Origin of the sequence: Halorussus sp. AFM4, from assembly GCF_051194995.1 — an archaeon.
GTDB lineage: Archaea > Halobacteriota > Halobacteria > Halobacteriales > Haladaptataceae > Halorussus.
Map to the genome: position 1 here is coordinate 332,758 of NZ_JBNTJT010000003.1, position 15,826 is coordinate 348,583.

General features: G+C 71.6%; 15 protein-coding genes. 7 read left to right on the forward strand and 8 right to left on the reverse strand.

What is annotated here, in order from left to right; translation table 11 throughout:
* Positions 1-14 precede the first annotated feature (14 nt).
* The 4 genes from ACQUQF_RS14705 to pyrF form a co-directional block, all read right to left on the reverse strand.
* Positions 15-1,337 (reverse strand): APC family permease, encoded by a 1,323-nt coding sequence (locus ACQUQF_RS14705; RefSeq protein WP_435179852.1) that lies wholly within the window; start codon positions 1,335-1,337, stop codon positions 15-17.
* A gap of 65 nt (positions 1,338-1,402) precedes the next feature.
* A complete protein-coding gene (locus ACQUQF_RS14710) occupies positions 1,403-1,873 on the reverse strand; it encodes a GNAT family N-acetyltransferase (protein ID WP_435179853.1) in 471 nt (156 codons plus the stop codon).
* Between the two features lie 77 nt (positions 1,874-1,950).
* Positions 1,951-2,223, reverse strand: coding sequence for a DUF7520 family protein (locus ACQUQF_RS14715; protein WP_435179854.1), 273 nt, complete (start codon positions 2,221-2,223; stop codon positions 1,951-1,953).
* A 31-nt stretch (positions 2,224-2,254) separates the two neighbouring features.
* The gene (gene pyrF, locus ACQUQF_RS14720; protein WP_435179855.1) at positions 2,255-3,064 is read right to left on the reverse strand and encodes an orotidine-5'-phosphate decarboxylase; all 810 of its coding nucleotides are present in this window, start codon (positions 3,062-3,064) and stop codon (positions 2,255-2,257) included.
* 143 nt (positions 3,065-3,207) lie between these two features.
* Here pyrF and ACQUQF_RS14725 point away from each other — a divergent pair, with 143 nt between their 5' ends.
* The 4 genes from ACQUQF_RS14725 to ACQUQF_RS14740 all read left to right on the forward strand — a co-directional run bounded on the left by ACQUQF_RS14725 (position 3,208) and on the right by ACQUQF_RS14740 (position 7,359).
* Entirely contained in the window at positions 3,208-4,311 is a 1,104-nt protein-coding gene (locus tag ACQUQF_RS14725) for a S1C family serine protease (protein ID WP_435179856.1), read from the forward strand.
* 81 nt (positions 4,312-4,392) lie between these two features.
* Positions 4,393-5,052: a PepSY domain-containing protein gene (locus ACQUQF_RS14730; protein ID WP_435179857.1), complete on the forward strand. Its 660-nt coding sequence runs from the start codon at positions 4,393-4,395 to the stop codon at positions 5,050-5,052.
* A gap of 204 nt (positions 5,053-5,256) precedes the next feature.
* The gene (locus ACQUQF_RS14735) at positions 5,257-6,048 is read left to right on the forward strand and encodes a GHMP family kinase ATP-binding protein (RefSeq protein ID WP_435179858.1); all 792 of its coding nucleotides are present in this window, start codon (positions 5,257-5,259) and stop codon (positions 6,046-6,048) included.
* Positions 6,049-6,258: 210 nt separating this feature from the next.
* Positions 6,259-7,359, forward strand: coding sequence for an SDR family oxidoreductase (locus ACQUQF_RS14740; RefSeq protein ID WP_435179859.1), 1,101 nt, complete (start codon positions 6,259-6,261; stop codon positions 7,357-7,359).
* A gap of 104 nt (positions 7,360-7,463) precedes the next feature.
* Here the strand turns inward: ACQUQF_RS14740 and thsA are convergent, their stop codons facing one another.
* Positions 7,464-9,026 carry a thermosome subunit alpha gene (gene thsA / locus ACQUQF_RS14745; protein ID WP_435180401.1) on the reverse strand — a complete coding sequence of 521 codons (1,563 nt, stop codon included), beginning with the start codon at positions 9,024-9,026 and terminating at the stop codon, positions 7,464-7,466.
* Between the two features lie 259 nt (positions 9,027-9,285).
* Here thsA and katG point away from each other — a divergent pair, with 259 nt between their 5' ends.
* Positions 9,286-11,445 carry a catalase/peroxidase HPI gene (gene katG, locus ACQUQF_RS14750; protein WP_435179860.1) on the forward strand — a complete coding sequence of 720 codons (2,160 nt, stop codon included), beginning with the start codon at positions 9,286-9,288 and terminating at the stop codon, positions 11,443-11,445.
* A 203-nt stretch (positions 11,446-11,648) separates the two neighbouring features.
* A complete protein-coding gene (locus ACQUQF_RS14755) occupies positions 11,649-12,473 on the forward strand; it encodes an amidohydrolase family protein (RefSeq protein ID WP_435179861.1) in 825 nt (274 codons plus the stop codon).
* 73 nt (positions 12,474-12,546) lie between these two features.
* Here ACQUQF_RS14755 and ACQUQF_RS14760 read toward each other — a convergent pair whose 3' ends face one another.
* The gene (locus ACQUQF_RS14760; protein ID WP_435179862.1) at positions 12,547-12,939 is read right to left on the reverse strand and encodes a DUF7344 domain-containing protein; all 393 of its coding nucleotides are present in this window, start codon (positions 12,937-12,939) and stop codon (positions 12,547-12,549) included.
* 170 nt (positions 12,940-13,109) lie between these two features.
* Here ACQUQF_RS14760 and ACQUQF_RS14765 point away from each other — a divergent pair, with 170 nt between their 5' ends.
* Positions 13,110-13,805 carry a helix-turn-helix domain-containing protein gene (locus ACQUQF_RS14765; RefSeq protein ID WP_435179863.1) on the forward strand — a complete coding sequence of 232 codons (696 nt, stop codon included), beginning with the start codon at positions 13,110-13,112 and terminating at the stop codon, positions 13,803-13,805.
* 1 nt (position 13,806) lies between these two features.
* Here ACQUQF_RS14765 and ACQUQF_RS14770 read toward each other — a convergent pair whose 3' ends face one another.
* Together ACQUQF_RS14770 and ACQUQF_RS14775 are read right to left on the reverse strand one after the other, a co-directional pair.
* A complete protein-coding gene (locus tag ACQUQF_RS14770; protein WP_435179864.1) occupies positions 13,807-14,742 on the reverse strand; it encodes a glycosyltransferase family 2 protein in 936 nt (311 codons plus the stop codon).
* Between the two features lie 260 nt (positions 14,743-15,002).
* The gene (locus ACQUQF_RS14775; protein WP_435179865.1) at positions 15,003-15,710 is read right to left on the reverse strand and encodes a class I SAM-dependent methyltransferase; all 708 of its coding nucleotides are present in this window, start codon (positions 15,708-15,710) and stop codon (positions 15,003-15,005) included.
* Positions 15,711-15,826 lie beyond the last annotated feature (116 nt).

Genomic DNA, 15,826 nt, shown 5'->3' on the forward strand with positions numbered 1-15,826 from the left:
GCGGCCGGCGGGGATCAGACGTGCTCGCCGATGCCGGGCAGCCCGTCCTCGAGCTCGTCGCGCTCGAAGTAGAGCAGTTCGACCGCGACCACGGCGACCGAGATGCCGGCGACCGAGTAGAAGACGCTCCGCTGGGCGGTGTAGAGGTGCCAGAGGAGGATCGGGAAGAACGTCGCCGTCCCGAGCACGCCCAGCGCCGGGACCGCGGCGTTGATGTCGACCTCGTCGGCGTCGCGCCGGGTGAACGCCAGGTAGCTCATCGCCCCGAACACGACCATGAACGCCAGCGACCCGAACGACGTGATGCCGTCGAGGCTTCCGTAGACGGTGAACGCGGCCGCGACGGCCCCCAGCGCGAGGACGGTCCGAACCGGTGCGCCGCCGGCCGACGCGTCGCCCAGCCGGTCGGGGAGCAGGCCGTCTGAGAGCATTCCCTTCGCGAAGTTGGCCGCGCTGAACAGCGTTCCGTTGATGGCGCTCCCCGTCGAGAACAGCGCCGCGACCGCCACCGCGACGAACCCGAGGTGCCCCAGGAACGGCCGGACGGCCCTCGCGACCGCGATCTCGGGGTGGGCGGCGATGGCCTGGGTCGAGACCAGGCTCGTCACCAAGACGGCGATCATGCTGTCGACGACGATCGCACCTACGATGGAGACGTACACCGCCTTCGGGACGATGGACTCGGGGTCGCGGATGCTGTCCTGGTCGTACATCACGAGCTGCCAGCCCTGGAACGAGACGAACGAGATGGCGACGGCGGTGACGAACCCGAGGTCCGTCAGCTTCGAGAGGCCGAACGCGAGCCGGTTCACCGTGTGCCCGTAGTAGAGACCCCACCCGCCGATGACAAGCAGTATTGCGATCTTCAGCCCGACGAGCACCTCCTCGGAGGTGCCCGTGGCGCGGGCGCCGACCGCGTTCAGCGCGACGAACCCCGCGACCGCGACCACCGACGCGACCGGCCGGAACGGGAGGCCGAGCACCGACTGCATCCCGGCGAGTCGCTCGGCGAACCCGCCAAACGCGAACGCGTACATCGCGACCGCGCCGACGTAGCCGAACAGCAGCGTCCACCCGACCATGCCCGCGAGCGTCGCGCTACCGACGAACTCCTCGATCATCGAGACCGACCCGCCCCGGGCGTCGGCGAGCCGGTTGAGCTTGACGTAGGAGTAGGCCGCGCACATCGAGATCAGGCTCGCGGCGGTGAACGCCGCCCAGGCCGCCGACCCCGCGACGGTGGCCACGACGCCCAGCACCGAGAAGACCCCGCCGCCGATCATCCCGCCCAGCCCGATGGACGTAGCGCCCGCTAATCCGAGCTGTTCGTCTCCCATAACTGTCCATTCAGCTCTCGTAGGGTTCAATCCTGTGGCGGCCGACCGTCCGAGGCGCCTGCCCCCTACAGTTCGGTCTCGACGACCGATCCCCACTCCTCCATCCCCTCGGCCTCGTAGAACGCCAGCGCGTCGTCGTTGCCGTCCCGGACCGCGAGCGCGACGTACTCGCAGTCCCGATCGTCGGCCCACGACTCCACGAACTCGAGCAGGGCCGCGCCGTACCCCTGCCCGCGGTGGGCCTCGGCCACGACGAAGTCGTGGATCCAGGCGTGGCGGGCGTGGTGGAGGACCCGCTGGACGGAGACGCCGGCGACGGCGACGAGGTCCCCGTCGGGTTCCCCCGCCTCTCCCTCGACCGACGAGGCAGACGCCTCGCAGGCCCCGACGTACAACCCGAACAGCCGGTAGCCGTCCTCGTCGGCCCACGACCGGACGAACTCCTCGTCGGCGTCGGTCCAGAGCTGTCGCAGAATCGGAAGCGCGGCGGTCCACTCGGCCTCGGTCGTCAGTTCCTCGATGCGGGTCTCGGGCATGCGCGAGGCGTCGCGCGCCGGTCGGAAGGAAATTGCGACGGCGTGCGAACTCGTGGCACGGTTCGCGTCGCCGTCCGTCAGGCGCGCTCGCCGGCCTCGTCGTCGTACCGGGCGGCGACGCTGACGAGCGAGAACAGCAGCGCCAGCACGCCGGCGGTCACGAGCATTCCGAACGCGGCCATCGAGGCCGGCGTCATCGGGAACGAGACCAGCCCGAACAGGTCCATCGGCACCGCGCGCTGCTGGCCGGACGCGCCGACGATGGCGCCGATACCGCCGGCCACGAGCACGACGACGACCGCGACGGCGCCGAAGACGGGTCGGGCGGAGATGCGCGACTCGGTGGTCACGGCCGAGGGTTCGGACTCGGGGCGATTATGGCTATCGGTACTCGTTCAGCCGCTCCTTGAGGTCGCGAGCCGCGGCCGCCGCGGCCTCGTCGAACGGCGCGTCCGACTCCTCGCCGGCGAAGATGATGCCCCGTGTGGAGTTGACCAGCCCCGCGCCGTTCGACGCGGTGGCGCAGGTCGCGGCGGCCTCGACGTCGCCGCCCTGGGCGCCGACGCCCGGGACGAGGAACGGCAGGTCGGGGACGCGCTCGCGGACCGCCCGGAGCTCGTCGGGCGTGGTCGCGCCGACCACGAGCCCGACGTTGCCGTGCCCGGCCGCGCTCCACTCGGCCGCGAGGTCGGCCACCCGCTCGTACACCAGGTCGCCGTCGGCGAGTTCGAGCTCCTGGACGTCGGCGCCGCCGGGGTTCGAGGTCCGGCACAGCAGGAAGCAGCCCGCGTCCTCGCGGTCGAGGAACGGCGCCAGCGCGTCCCGGCCGAGGAACGGGTTGAGCGTGATGGCGTCGACCGAGTCGAGCGCCTTCGCGTACTGCCGTGAGGTGTTGCCGATGTCGGCCCGCTTGGCGTCGAGCAGGACCGGCACGCCCCGGTCACGGGCGTGCTCGACCGTCTTCTCCAGGGCGCGCCAGCCGTCGGGGTCCTCGTAGAACGCGGCGTTCGGCTTGAAGGCGGCGGCGTGCTCGGCGGTCGCGTCGACGACGCGCCGGTTGAACTCCCACCGGGGCAGGTCGGCGTCCCGGACCTCGTCGGGCAGGCGGTCCTGGTCGGGGTCCAGCCCCACCGACACGACGCTGTCGACGGCGGCGATGCGGTCGGCGAGCCGGTCGAAGAACGCGGTCATCGGTGGGAGTTCCGGAGGCGCCGATACAAAGGTTGCTACTCGGCGGCGGGCCGCGGTGTGGCGGGCGAACCGGCGATAGTCGACCGGAGTCGCCGAAACTCGGCCACCACCCTTACCCATCGTTCCGCCGACTAGACGACCGCATGGAGGGGAGACACACGCTCACGCTGTTCCTCGTCGCCGCGCTCGTCGCGGTCGCGCCGGCGACTGCGCTGGGGGCCGGAGCGTCGGCCGCCGACACCGCCCGGACGACGGGCGCGTCGGCCGACGTCGCCGGCGCACCGGCCCAGCAGTCGGGGACGGCGGCCTGTAACTACGCCGCGTTGTACAACCAGACGATCGACTCGGTGGTCCAGGTCCAGACCGCCCGGGGCAGCGGCTCCGGCTTCGTCTACCGGGTGACCGATGACGCGACGAGCTACGTCGTCACCAACCAGCACGTCGTCAACGAGTCGACGCAGGTGGGCGTCCAGTTCGCCCGCGGGGAGACCCGCGCCGGCAGCGTAGTCGGCGGGACGCGGCTCGCCGACCTCGCGGTCGTCCGGGTGAACGACACGCCCGACTACGTCGAGGCGCTGGACGTGGCCGACGGGCCGCCCCGGCCCGGCGAGCGCGTCGCGGCCATCGGGAGCCCGTTCGGCCTGGAGACGACCATCACCTCGGGCATCGTCAGCGGGGTCAACCGGACGTCGCCGGTCGGCTTCCCGCTGCCGAACACCATCCAGACCGACGCGCCCATCAACCCCGGTAACTCCGGCGGTCCGCTGGTCGCGTGCGACACCGGGGCCGTCATCGGGGTCAACCAGGCCGGCGGGGCCGAGAACATCGGGTTCGCCATCGGCGCGTCCATCGTCGAGCAGATCGTGCCCGCGCTCATCCAGGACGGCGAGTACGCCTACCCGCTGCTCGGGGTCCAGGGGGTCACGCTCACCCAGCCGCTGGCCGAGGTGAACGACCTCGACGTGAGCTCCGGCGTCTACGTGCTCGATACTGTCGAGGGCACGCCCGCGGCCGAGGCGATCCAGGGCGCTAACGACAGCGTCGTCCGGAACGGCACGCGCGTCCCGGTCGGCGGCGACGTCATCGTGGCCATCGGTAATCAGAGCGTCGAGTCGCGCGAGGACCTGCTGTCGTACCTGTTCACCGAGACCCAGCCGGGCGAGACGGTCGAGGTGACCGTCGTGCGCGACGGCGAGCGACAGACCGTCGAGGTCACGCTCACGGAGCGGACCGACGAGGCCCAGTAGCGGGCGCGGTCCGCCGGCTTTCCTTCGGGACGTCGGCCAGCAGCCTCTTGCGACCCTTCGCCGAACCCGGAACGGGGAACGATGGAACGCGCGAAACTCGCGTCGGTCGGCCTCGCGCTCCTCGTCGTGGGGAGCCTCGCCGGGGTCGGCACGTCGCAACCGCTCGCATCGCAGTCGCAACTGACCGGCCCGGCCGACCGACCGTCGGCCGCCGCGGCCGGCGGGCTCCCGGCCGACGCCGCCCCGGTCGCGGCCCAGCAGGGCGGTCAGGTGAACCTGAGCGCGGTCAACGTCACCGCGGTCGAGGCCATCCGGCTGGCCGCCAACCGGACCGCCGGCAAGCCGGTCGTCGCCACCCTGACGTCGCTGAACGGGACGCCGGTGTTCAACGTGAGCCTGCTCGCCGAGAACCGGAGCGTCTCGCAGGTCACGGTCGACGCGACCGACGGGACCGTCACCGCGGTCCGCAGCGACATCACGGTCGCCGACCGGCAGTTCCTCGGCGGCGAGGCGTTCGCCTACGACGAGCTCCGGACCGCAGACGAGGCCATCCGGCTCGTCCGCAACCGGACGACCGGACAGGTGGTGAACGTGGGGCTCAGGCGGGGCGAGCTCGTCTACGGCGTCGCGCTCCGGACGCCGGAGGGCAACCGGACCCGGGCGCTGGTGGCCGCGACCGAGAGTCCGGTCCTGGGCATCCAGGTCACGAACGCCACCGGGCCCGCGACGACCACCGCGTAATCGGGTCGTCCCGCGAGAGACCCGGGTCGCTGTCGCTCGCTACCCGGAAAATCTCGCCCGCAGAGGCGTCGAACCGTCGTCGACTTTTCTCGACTGACCGCACGCGGCGTCGGTCGCGGGGCACCTACCGACCCGAGCCGCGAGCGGCGTCGGCCGGTCGCCGGCTCCCGAGGGTTCAAAGGGGATTCCGCCCAACCGTCGGGTATGGAGGCCTTCGCACCGGGGAGCGTCACCGCCGTCTTCGCGCCGGCCGGCGACGGCGACGAGTCGAAGGGAGCGAGCGTGGCCGTCGCCGACGGCGTGGTCGCGGACGTGACCCCGGCGGACGGACGGGGAGACGAACCGGTCGTGACGGTGGCCGGCGAGCCGACCGACTTCGAGCCGGTCGAGCTGGCGCTCGCAGAGCTGGACGTGCCGGCCCGCGCGGACCTGACCGCCGAGGTGCCCATCGGCCGGGGGTTCGGCGCGAGCGGGGCCGCGACCCTCGCGACCGCGATCGCCGCGAACGCCGAGTTCGACCTGGGCTACTCGCGCGAGGAACTCGTCGAGGTCGCCCACCGCGCGGAGGTCGAGGCCGGCACGGGGCTGGGCGACGTGTTCGTCCAGGACCGCGGCGGCCTGGTGGTCGGCGACGGCGGCGAGCCCCGGAGGTACGGGCGCGAGACGCCGATCGAGTACGCGAGCTTCGGCCCCATCGCCACCGAGGAGGCGCTGGCCGACGAGGCGCTGATGGCCCGGGTGGCCCGGGAGGGGACCGCCGCGCTCGACGCGCTCCCCGTAGACCCGTCGCTGGAGCGCGTAGTTCGCGACGCCTGGGCGTTCGCCGAGGCGGTCGACCTGCCGACCGACGAGGTCCGGGAGGCGGTCGCCGAGGTCGAGGCCGCGGGCGGGGTCGCGAGCATGGCGATGGTCGGCGAGACGGTGTTCGCGGTCGGCGTCGAGGGCGTCCTGCCCAACCGGACCGCGGTCTGCCCGGACGGCGCGGAGCTCCGGTGAGGCGGCGAGGGCGGCGGGACCGCTGGACCGCCGCCGGACAGCCACCGAGACTAAGAGCGCGCTGGTCCACGTAGCAACCCCGTCACGGCACGGGGGAGAGGCCACGATGACCCGGACACGAATCGCCGACGTTCGCCGCGAAGGGGCACAGCGACGCTCGAACCGACGCCGCGGTGCGGACCCGCGGACCGCAGCGGGGGACCCCGAGCCATGAGTGCGGAGCTGAAGCCCGTCGAGGACCAGGTGATGGTCGTCACCGGCGCGTCGTCGGGCATCGGGCTGACGACCGCCCGGATGGCGGCCGACCGCGGGGCGAAGGTGGTGCTGGCGGCCCGGAGCGAGGACGCGCTCCGGGAGCTGACCGAGGAGATACGCCGGTCAGGCGGCGACGCGACCTACGTCGTCGCCGACGTGAGCGACCGCGAGGACGTCCGCAGGATCGCCGCGGAGGCCGTCGACACCTACGGCGGGTTCGACACCTGGGTCAACGTCGCGGGCACGTTCCTCTACGGGAAGCTGGAGGACACCCCGGTCGAGGACATGCGCGAGCAGTTCGACACCAACGTCTGGGGGCTGCTCTACGGCTCGCTCGAGGCCGCCGACCACCTGAAGGAGCGGGGCGGCGCCATCATCAACATCGGGAGCGTCGCCTCCGACGAGGCCATCCCGCTCCAGGGGAGCTACTCGGCGTCGAAGCACGCGGTCAAGGGGTTCACAGACGCGCTCCGGATGGAGCTGGAGAACGAGGACGCGCCCGTCTCGGTGACGCTGGTCAAGCCGGCGTCCATCGACACCCCGTACGCCGACCACGCCAAGAACTACATGGAGCAGGACGCGACGCTGCCGCCGCCGCTCTACGCGCCCGAGACGGTGGCCCGGGCCATCCTCGACGCCGCCGAGCGCCCCCAGCGCGACGTCTACGTCGGCGGGGGCGCCAAGGGGATGGCCGCGCTCGGCCACTACGCGTCCCGACTCATGGACAAGATGATGGCGTCGGCGTTCGTCCCGCTGCAGAGGCGCGACGAGCCGCCCCACGCACACGGGCCGAACAACCTCGACGCGCCGACCGGCGACCTCGAGGAGCGCGGCGACTACGACCGCCACGTCTCCGAGACCAGCGCCTACACCGCCGCGTCCCAGCGCGGGTCGCTGACGAAAGCGCTCCTCGCCGGCGCGGGGGTCGGCGCCGCCGCGCTGGCGGTGTACGCCCGCTACCGGTCGCGTCGGGGCCGGAGCAAGGGCAGCGGGACTGGCCATAGCGAGACGGAGCGCCGCCACTCTGTCGGGGAGATTCCACAGCAGTCCCGGTAGGAGACCGGTCGATACGTCGACAGCGACAGTAGGGCGTCAGGTCCGCCTGCCGAAAAAGAGCGAGTTCGCGCGACGGCTCGCGTTCGGGGGAGCGACCGACTCGGTCACTCCGAGGCGATGACGTCGTCGATGCGGGCGATCATCGTGGCGGCCTCGGTGGCCGACTCGAACGCCTCGCGCTTGACCGCGGCGGGGTCGAGCACGCCCGCCTCGACGGGGTCTTCGACCTCGCCGTGCTCGCCCTCGGCGATGATGCCGGCACGGCCCTCGTTCCGCTCGTTTTCGGCCCGGAGGTCGACCAGACCGTCGATGGGGTCCATGCCGGTGTTCTCAGCCAGGGTGCGCGGCAGCACGTCGACCGCGTCGGCGAACGCCTCGACAGCGAGCTGCTTGCGGCCCTCGATGCCGGCCGACTCCTCGCGGACCCGGTCGGCGACAGCGATCTCGACCGCGCCGGCGCCGGGCACGACGCCGCCGGTGTCGAGCGCCGCGGTCACCACGTCGAGGGCGTCCTCGAGCGCGCGCTCCAGCTCGTCGACGACGTGCTCGGTGCCGCCCCGGACGAGCATCGTGACCGCCTCGGCGGCTTCGCCGCCCTCGACGAACGCGAGGTCGTCGTCGCCGAACGTCCGGACCCGGACGGTCTCGGCCCGGCCGAGGTCGGCGTCCTCGATGTCGGCGACCTTGCCGGTGCGCGAGGCGCCGGTCGCGGAGGCGATCGCGCGGGCCTCGTCGTCGTCGACGTTCTCGAACGCGAGGATGCCCGCGTCGGCGAGGTAGGCGCCGGGTCGGTCGTCGATGGAGTCGGTCGCGAAGACGACGTCGACGCCGGCCGCCGAGAGCGCGTCGGCGTACTCCCGGAGCTCGCGGTCCTCGGCGTCCATCGCGGCGGTCAGCTGGTCGACGCTCTCGACGCTGTACTCGGCGTCGATCTCGGCCTCGCGCACGCCGAACTCCTCGTCGACGACCGCGATGGTGGCGTCCTCGACCCGCCGGGGCATGTTCTGGTGGACCGGCTCGGCGTCGCTGATGACGCCCTCGACGAGTTCGGTCGCCGACGACGAGCCGCCGGTCTGGGTGTGGACGCGGACGTCGTCGCGGCGCACGCCCTCGTCGCCGTCGACGTGGCGGACCGCCCGGACCACGGCGTCGGCGAGCTTCTCGGTGGTGATGTCGCCGGTCCCCTTGCCGGTCATGCTGGACTCCGCGACGTGCCGGAGCAGTTCGTCGTCGAGCTCGTCGTCGAGGACGAGGTCGTCGACCGCCTCGACGGCGATGTCGCGGGCCTGGGCGTACCCCTCGACGATGGTCGTCGGGTGGACGTCGTCGTCGAGCAGGTCCTCGGCCTTCGAGAGCAGTTCGCCCGCGAGCACCGACGCCGTCGTGGTCCCGTCGCCGACCTCGTCCTCCTGGGCCTCGGCGACCTCGACGAGCATCTGTGCCGCGGGGTGCTCGATGTCCATCGTGCTCAGGATGGTCGCCCCGTCGTTGGTGATGGTGACGTCGCCGGTGTCTGTCACCAGCATCTTGTCCATCCCGCGGGGTCCGAGGGTGGTGCGTACGGCCTCGCTGACCGCTTTGCCCGCGGAGATGTTCGACGACTGGGCGTCGCGGCCCTGCGTCCGTTCGGTGTCCTCCGCGAGGACGAACATCGGTCGTCCGCCCATGCGCGGCTGTCCGGATGAGTCTGCCATGGTTGATCCCCATCTACAAGATGATTGAACTTCTATATAAATTTTCCGCCGGCGCCGGAAGCGGTCGGGCCAGCGTAGGTGTCCCCGTCCGGACTGGATAGGTCGCTAACCACTTCGCCCCCGATTTTGGCATTCGATAAAAATATTTCCTGCTAATGGAACGCAAGTCTGCCTTGAACCACCTGCTTTTTTGTAATAGCGGTTCTAGCAATCGAGTGAGCGAAACCCGAACATGTCAGAAGAAAACCCCGAGAACGACGTAGGTACTCCCCGACGGAATCACGAGTGGTGGCCGGACAAGCTGAACCTGGACGTGCTCGACCAGAACACCCACGAGGTCGGTCCGTACGGCGAGGACTTCGACTACGCCGAGGAGTTCCAGAAGCTGGACCTCGAAGAGGTCAAGGCGGACCTCAAGGACCTGATGACGACGTCCCAGGACTGGTGGCCGGCCGACTACGGTCACTACGGCCCGCTGTTCATCCGGATGGCGTGGCACGCCGCCGGCACGTACCGCACCGTCGACGGTCGTGGCGGCGCCTCGGGCGGCACCCAGCGCTTCGCCCCGCTCAACAGCTGGCCCGACAACGCGAACCTCGACAAGGCGCGCCGGCTGCTCGAGCCGATCAAGCGGAAGTACGGTCGCAGGCTCTCGTGGGCCGACCTCATCGTCCTGGCCGGGAACGTCGCCCTCGAGTCGATGGGCATGGAGACGCTCGGCTGGGCCGGCGGCCGCGAGGACGAGTTCGAGCCCGACGAGGCCGTCTTCTGGGGGCCCGAAGAGGAGTGGGAGGCGCCCCAGGACCAGCGCATCGACGAGGACGGCGAGCTCAGGGAGCCGCTCGGCGCCACCGTCATGGGGCTCATCTACGTCGACCCCGAGGGGCCGAACGGCGACCCCGACCCGCTCAAGTCGGCCGACCGCATCCGCCAGGCGTTCGGTCGCATGGCGATGGACGACGAGGAGACCGCCGCGCTCATCGCCGGCGGGCACACGTTCGGCAAGGCCCACGGCGCCACCGACGACGACATGGGCCCCGAGCCCGAGGCGGCCCCCATCGAGGACCAGGGCCTCGGCTGGACCGACTCCGGCAAGGGCGCGGAGACGACCACCAGCGGCATCGAGGGCGCCTGGAACGCCTGGCCGACGATGTGGGACACCTCCTACCTCGACAACCTGCTCGACTACGAGTGGGAGCTGACCGAGAGCCCCGCCGGCGCGAAGCAGTGGCAGCCGGTCGAGGAGGAGGCCTACGACACCGTGCCCGACGCCCACGACCCGTCGGAGAAGCACGCCCCGATGATGATGACGACGGACGTCGCGCTCAAGCGCGACTCCGAGTTCCGGGAGATCATCGAGAACTTCCGGGAGAACCCGCCCGAGTTCCTCGACGCCTTCGCGCGGGCGTGGTTCAAGCTCATCCACCGCGACATGGGCCCGCCCGAGCGGTTCCTCGGGCCGGACGTGCCCGACGAGACGTTCCTCTGGCAGGACCCGCTGCCGGACGCCGACTACGATCTCATCGGCGAGGAGGAGGCCGCGGAGCTCAAGGCCGAGATCCTCGACTCCGAGCTGACCGTCCCCCAACTGGTCAAGACCGCCTGGGCGGCGGCGTCGACGTACCGCGACAGCGACAAGCGCGGCGGCGCGAACGGCGCCCGCATCCGGCTCGAGCCCCAGCGGAGCTGGGAGGTCAACGAGCCGGCGGAGCTCGAGACCGTGCTGGAGACCTACGAGGCCATCCAGGCGGACTTCAACGGCGCGCGGACCGACGACGTCCGCGTCTCGCTGGCCGACCTCATCGTGCTGGGCGGCAACGCGGCCGTCGAGCGGGCCGCGGCCGACGCCGGCTACGACGTCGAGATCCCGTTCGAGCCCGGCCGCACCGACGCCACCCAGGAGCAGACCGACGTCGAGTCGTTCGAGGTGCTCAAGCCGGAGGTCGACGGGTTCCGCAACTACTTCGGCGGCGAGTACGACGTGCCGCCCGAGGAGATGCTGGTCGACCACGCCGACCTGCTCGACCTGACGGCCTCGGAGATGACGGCGCTGGTCGGCGGCATGCGCGCGCTGGACGCGAACTACCAGGGGTCGGAGCTCGGCGTCTTCACCGACGAGCCCGGGACGCTGACCAACGACTTCTTCGAGAACCTGCTCGACATGGGCTACGAGTGGGAGAAGGCCTCGGAGTCCAGGGAGGTCTACGAGCTACGCGACCGCGAGACCGGCGAGGTCGAGTGGGAGGCCAGCCGCGTCGACCTCATCTTCGGCTCGAACTCCCGGCTGCGGGCCATCGCGGACGTCTACGCCGCCGAGGAGGAGGAGTTCGTGCGGGACTTCGTCGACGCGTGGCACAAGGTGATGACCAACGACCGGTTCGACCTCGAGTGACCGGACCGTAGCGCGGACGCGCATCTCGCTTCTCCCTCATTCTCTCGCCTCGATCTCCACGCCCCCGTTTCGCCGCCGATTCCGGCACCCGTTCCGCCGCCCCCGGCGCGGCCGAATCGCCGGCGTCGCGACCCCGTTCGACGGACCGCCGCCGAGAGCGCAACCGACACTGAAAAATACCGGAGTTCCGAACCGTCCTCGCAATGCTGGAGTTGGAGCATCGCTTCCGGGTGGTGGACGTACACGCCAGGCTCGACGCCGACGCCGGGGGCGTCCAGACCCGCGGGCGGGCCATCAGCCCCGAGCGGCTGGAGCGGGAGATGCATCAGGCGGGGGTCGTGCGCTCGGTCGTGTTCCCGGGCACCCGCGACGGGGGGAGCTACGTGAGCGCGAACAACGCGGTGGCGCGCCGGAGCGTCGACCGGCCGTTCCTGGCGTTCGCCCGGATCAACGGGCCGCGCGACCCCGGCGACCGCGCGTCGTCGCGGCTGCGCAACCTCGCGGCGCGCCGGAAGGACCACCACACCTCGCCCGAGGACGTCGAGCAGTACGCCTACGACGACCGGTTCCACGGGTTCAAGCTCGACCCCGCCCGCGACGGGCTGCCCGACGACGACACGCTCGACCAGCTGGAGGCGGTCGACCTGCCCGTGCTGGTCCACGCCGGCGACCGGTTCCCGCCCGCGGCGGCCGAGGAGGCGCTGCTCGCCCGGGAGTTCCCGGTCGTGCTCGCGCACTTCGGGGGCCACCCGCTGAACCGCGACCTGATGACCGAGTCCATCGACCTGCTCGAGCGCAACGACGACTGCTACCTCGACACCAGCTACGTCCGCTACCGGGACCTGCTGGAGCGGGCGATGATGGAGCACCCCGACCGGGTGCTGTTCGGCAGCGGCGCACCCAGCTCCCACCCGAACGTGGCGGTCATGGAGATCCTGACGCTCGACGTGCCCGAGGACGCGATGCGGAAGGTGTTCGACAAGAACGCGAGGCGGGTCCTCGGCGACTCGCTGCCGGAGGACTTCTGAGGAGGGTCGGCCGACCCGGGCGCCGGGGCCCCGGCGATGCGCCCGGGTCGGCCGCACGGATCTGCGGCGCCGGTCACTCCGACGCGTTGCTCGCCACGGCGTCCGGCGCCTCCCCGCCGGGGAACTGCGGTCGGTCGCCGTCGAGCTCCTCGCTGGCGGCGACCGCGAGGAACGGGTCGAGCAGCTCGACGCCGTCGTCGAGCGACACCTCGTCCTCGGGGTCGGCGTACGACACGACGGCGCAGTCGGCCAGCTTCGGGAGGTGGGTGTGGACGAGCGACGCCGCCGCCCGCTGGCGGTCGTCCGCCAGCCCCGAGGCGACGACCGCGTCCGCGAGCCCGTCGAGGCCGGTCGCACCGTTCTCCTGCAGCGCGTAGATGACACACCGCCGCCGGGCGCTCCCGAGCACGTCGCAGGCCCGGTCGATGCGCTCGCGGTTCGTCCGCTGGGCAGATCCGCGTACCATCGGTTCCGGGTTCGGCCGCCCCGTTATTAAGGGGTGGACACGTTCCCGACCGTTTCACGGTGCGTTTCGGGACCGCGGCGGGCGTCGCGCCGGGGCGAATCAGGAGCGGCCCCGCTCGGAACGCGCCGCCGGACCCCACGGTTAAATCGGAGTGCGTGATACGGAACGGTATGGCGCTCATCGCGGACTTCTACCTCGAGACCCCGGTCCTGCGGGACGCGCTCGACGCGGTGCCGGCGATGGAGGTGTCGATCGAACAGCAGACGCTCCGGGACGCCAAGCCCTTCGCGCTGGCCTTCTGGGCGTCGGGCGACGACTTCGAGGCGTTCGAGGCGGCGCTGGCCGGGGACCGGACCGTCGAGGACGTCACCGTGCTCACGGAGGTCGGCGACAAGCGGCTCTACCAGGTCGAACTGACCGAGGAGGGCGACGAGCTGATGACCTACCACGCCTGGGCCGACCTGGGCGGGGTGTTCATCTCCTCCGAGCGGGTCGGCGAGGGGTGGCGGGTCCGCATCCGGTTCCCCGACCGCGAGAGCCTCCGGCGGTACGTCGACTTCTGCGAGCGCCGGGACCTGACGTTCGACCTCCGGAGCCTGTACGCCGCCGACGACCCGGACGTCGACCCGATGGGGCTCACCGACCGCCAGCGCGAGGCGCTCCGGACCGCCACCGAGATGGGCTACTACGACGTGCCCCGGCGAGTGGAACTGGAGGACGTCGCCGAGGTGCTGGGCGTCTCCCGCCAGGCGGTCTCGGAGCGGCTCCGCCGGGCGACCGAGGCGCTGGTCCGGGCGACCATCTACCGCGACGGCGAGACCGAGGACGAGGGGCGGGACGGCGGGGACGCCGGACGCGAGAACTGAGCTACCGGGTCTGCTCCTCCGGCTCCTCGGTGTCGGTCCGCCAGTCGTAGCGCTCGACCGCGCGGTCGGCCCGCGCCGAGAGGCCGTTCGGGTTCCGGGCGTCGCTCCGGTCGGCGAACCGGGCCCGGAGCCCGTCCTTGCACCCGATCAGGGCGCTCGCGGTCACGCGCTTGCCGTGGCCCATCCACTCCGACGGCGTCTCGTCGCCCCGGAGGACGTCGGCGGCGTTCTCGGCCCCGTCGGAGACCGCGTCCCGGAGCGTCCGCCGGAAGACGCCCGGCCGCGGGCCGTAGTTCTTCACCAGTCGGTAGGCCAGCGCGCGGTACTTCCAGCCCCAGTCGCGGTCGTCGTCCCCGTCGCCCTCGTCGTCGGCGGCGGTGACGCTCACCGCCGGGGACCACGCCACCTCGAAGTCGTTGGCGGCGAGTCGGTGGGCGCAGTCGCGCGCGCCGCCGGTCGCGAGGTACTCGTCGAACCCGTCGACCGCCTCGACGGCCTCGCGGGTGAACGCGACGTTGCCGCCGTCGAAGTAGGTCACCTCCCGGCCGTCGATGGTCCGGCGCTCGGGCGACTCGGTGGTCACGCCCGCCCGGACCGCCCGGTGGACCGGGCCCGTCACGACGTCGGCGTCGGCGAGGCCCGACCGGACCCCGTCGGCCCACGACGACTCGACCGCGTGGTCCTGGCCGACCAGCGCGACCGCGTCGCCGCCGGCGGCCGCGATGCCGGCGTTCCGCGCCACGTTGAGCTTCCGGTCCGAGACCTCGATCAGCACGTCGACGTCGTCGCGGTCCCGGACCATCCCAGTGGTCCCGTCGGCGGAGGGGCCGTTGACGACGACCACCTCGGCCTCGGGCGCGTCGGCGGCCAGCGCGTCGAGACACGACGCGAGGCTCTCGCGCCCGTTGAGCGTCGGGACCACGACGGATAGCTCCATACCCCCGAATCTCCCGCCGGAGGCTTAAAAGCCGTTCGGCCTCGGACAGTCCGCCGGGAGGTCGGTCGCCCCGCGTCCGGGACCGTCCCGACGGCGGTTCCGGTACGGAGAATGTCGAAGCAGGAGGGGTAGTTCAGAGCGGGTAGAGACGGCAGGAGGTAGTTCGGAGACGATAGAGACGGCAGGAGGTAGGGTAGTTCGGAGACGGCGGAGCGGAGGCGAGCGAAGCGGGCCCGTCGCGCGCCGAAAGCGCCGACCGGTCACTCGACGCTGGCGTTCCAGTAGGAGACCGACGCGAAGTAGTCGCCGATCGGCGTGTCGCCGATGGCGGTGTCGACGTCCCGGATGGGGTCGGCGATGGCGCCGGGGATCTTGCGGTAGAAACCGTAGGGGAGGATCCAGTCGTGCTCGGCGTCGACGAGCCGGAGGTCGGCCTCGTCGAGCAGCTTGCGGACGTCGTCCCGCGAGTAGAGGTGCGACCCCATCGGGAGCAGCCAGTTGTAGACGCTCCGGGTGCTCATCGCGTTGAACGTGTCGAAGACGACCTGGTCCTTCGCCACCCGGCGCATCTCCGAGAGGAAGGTCGCGGGGGTGTCCGCGAGGTGGAAAAAGCGCATCGCGAACACGGTGTCGAAGTGGTCGTCGGGGAACGGGAGCCGGCCAGCGTCCCCGCGCATGAACTCCAGGTGGTCGGCGACCCCCGCCGACCGGGCCTTCTGGCGGCCCTGCTGGAGCATCGCCGCCGAGATGTCCAGCCCCACGATGTCGGCGCCGCGCTCGGCCAGCATCACCGTGAACCGCCCGGTACCGCAGGCTATCTCGAGCACGTTCTTCCCCTCCAGCGGGCCGATGGCGTCGAGGACGGCCTGCTTCTCTCGGCGGTCGATCAGCCGCCCGCCGCGGGAGAATCGCTTCTCTTCGTACTCCTCGGCGACCTCGTCGGTCTGGTACCACTCCGCTCCTTTCACGCTTCTCGTCTCCTTGTAGTCCGCGGGGGGACTAAAACCGTATTGGAACCGACTCGTCAGACGGCCTCACCGCCGGCGCTCGCCGCGGCCGACAGCCTCTCCTCGCCGGGCGTCGG

Bases quoted from the DNA above. Each gene is read 5' to 3' on its own strand.
- thsA (WP_435180401.1), bottom strand. From the start codon at position 9,026: ATGGGCGGACGACCGATGTTCGTCCTCGCGGAGGACACCGAACGGACG.
- pyrF (WP_435179855.1), bottom strand. From the start codon at position 3,064: ATGACCGCGTTCTTCGACCGGCTCGCCGACCGCATCGCCGCCGTCGAC.
- ACQUQF_RS14770 (WP_435179864.1), bottom strand. From the start codon at position 14,742: ATGGAGCTATCCGTCGTGGTCCCGACGCTCAACGGGCGCGAGAGCCTC.
- ACQUQF_RS14755 (WP_435179861.1), top strand. From the start codon at position 11,649: ATGCTGGAGTTGGAGCATCGCTTCCGGGTGGTGGACGTACACGCCAGG.
- ACQUQF_RS14760 (WP_435179862.1), bottom strand. From the start codon at position 12,939: ATGGTACGCGGATCTGCCCAGCGGACGAACCGCGAGCGCATCGACCGG.
- ACQUQF_RS14740 (WP_435179859.1), top strand. From the start codon at position 6,259: ATGAGTGCGGAGCTGAAGCCCGTCGAGGACCAGGTGATGGTCGTCACC.
- ACQUQF_RS14765 (WP_435179863.1), top strand. From the start codon at position 13,110: ATGGCGCTCATCGCGGACTTCTACCTCGAGACCCCGGTCCTGCGGGAC.
- katG (WP_435179860.1), top strand. From the start codon at position 9,286: ATGTCAGAAGAAAACCCCGAGAACGACGTAGGTACTCCCCGACGGAAT.
- ACQUQF_RS14710 (WP_435179853.1), bottom strand. From the start codon at position 1,873: ATGCCCGAGACCCGCATCGAGGAACTGACGACCGAGGCCGAGTGGACC.
- ACQUQF_RS14705 (WP_435179852.1), bottom strand. From the start codon at position 1,337: ATGGGAGACGAACAGCTCGGATTAGCGGGCGCTACGTCCATCGGGCTG.
- ACQUQF_RS14730 (WP_435179857.1), top strand. From the start codon at position 4,393: ATGGAACGCGCGAAACTCGCGTCGGTCGGCCTCGCGCTCCTCGTCGTG.
- ACQUQF_RS14735 (WP_435179858.1), top strand. From the start codon at position 5,257: ATGGAGGCCTTCGCACCGGGGAGCGTCACCGCCGTCTTCGCGCCGGCC.
- ACQUQF_RS14725 (WP_435179856.1), top strand. From the start codon at position 3,208: ATGGAGGGGAGACACACGCTCACGCTGTTCCTCGTCGCCGCGCTCGTC.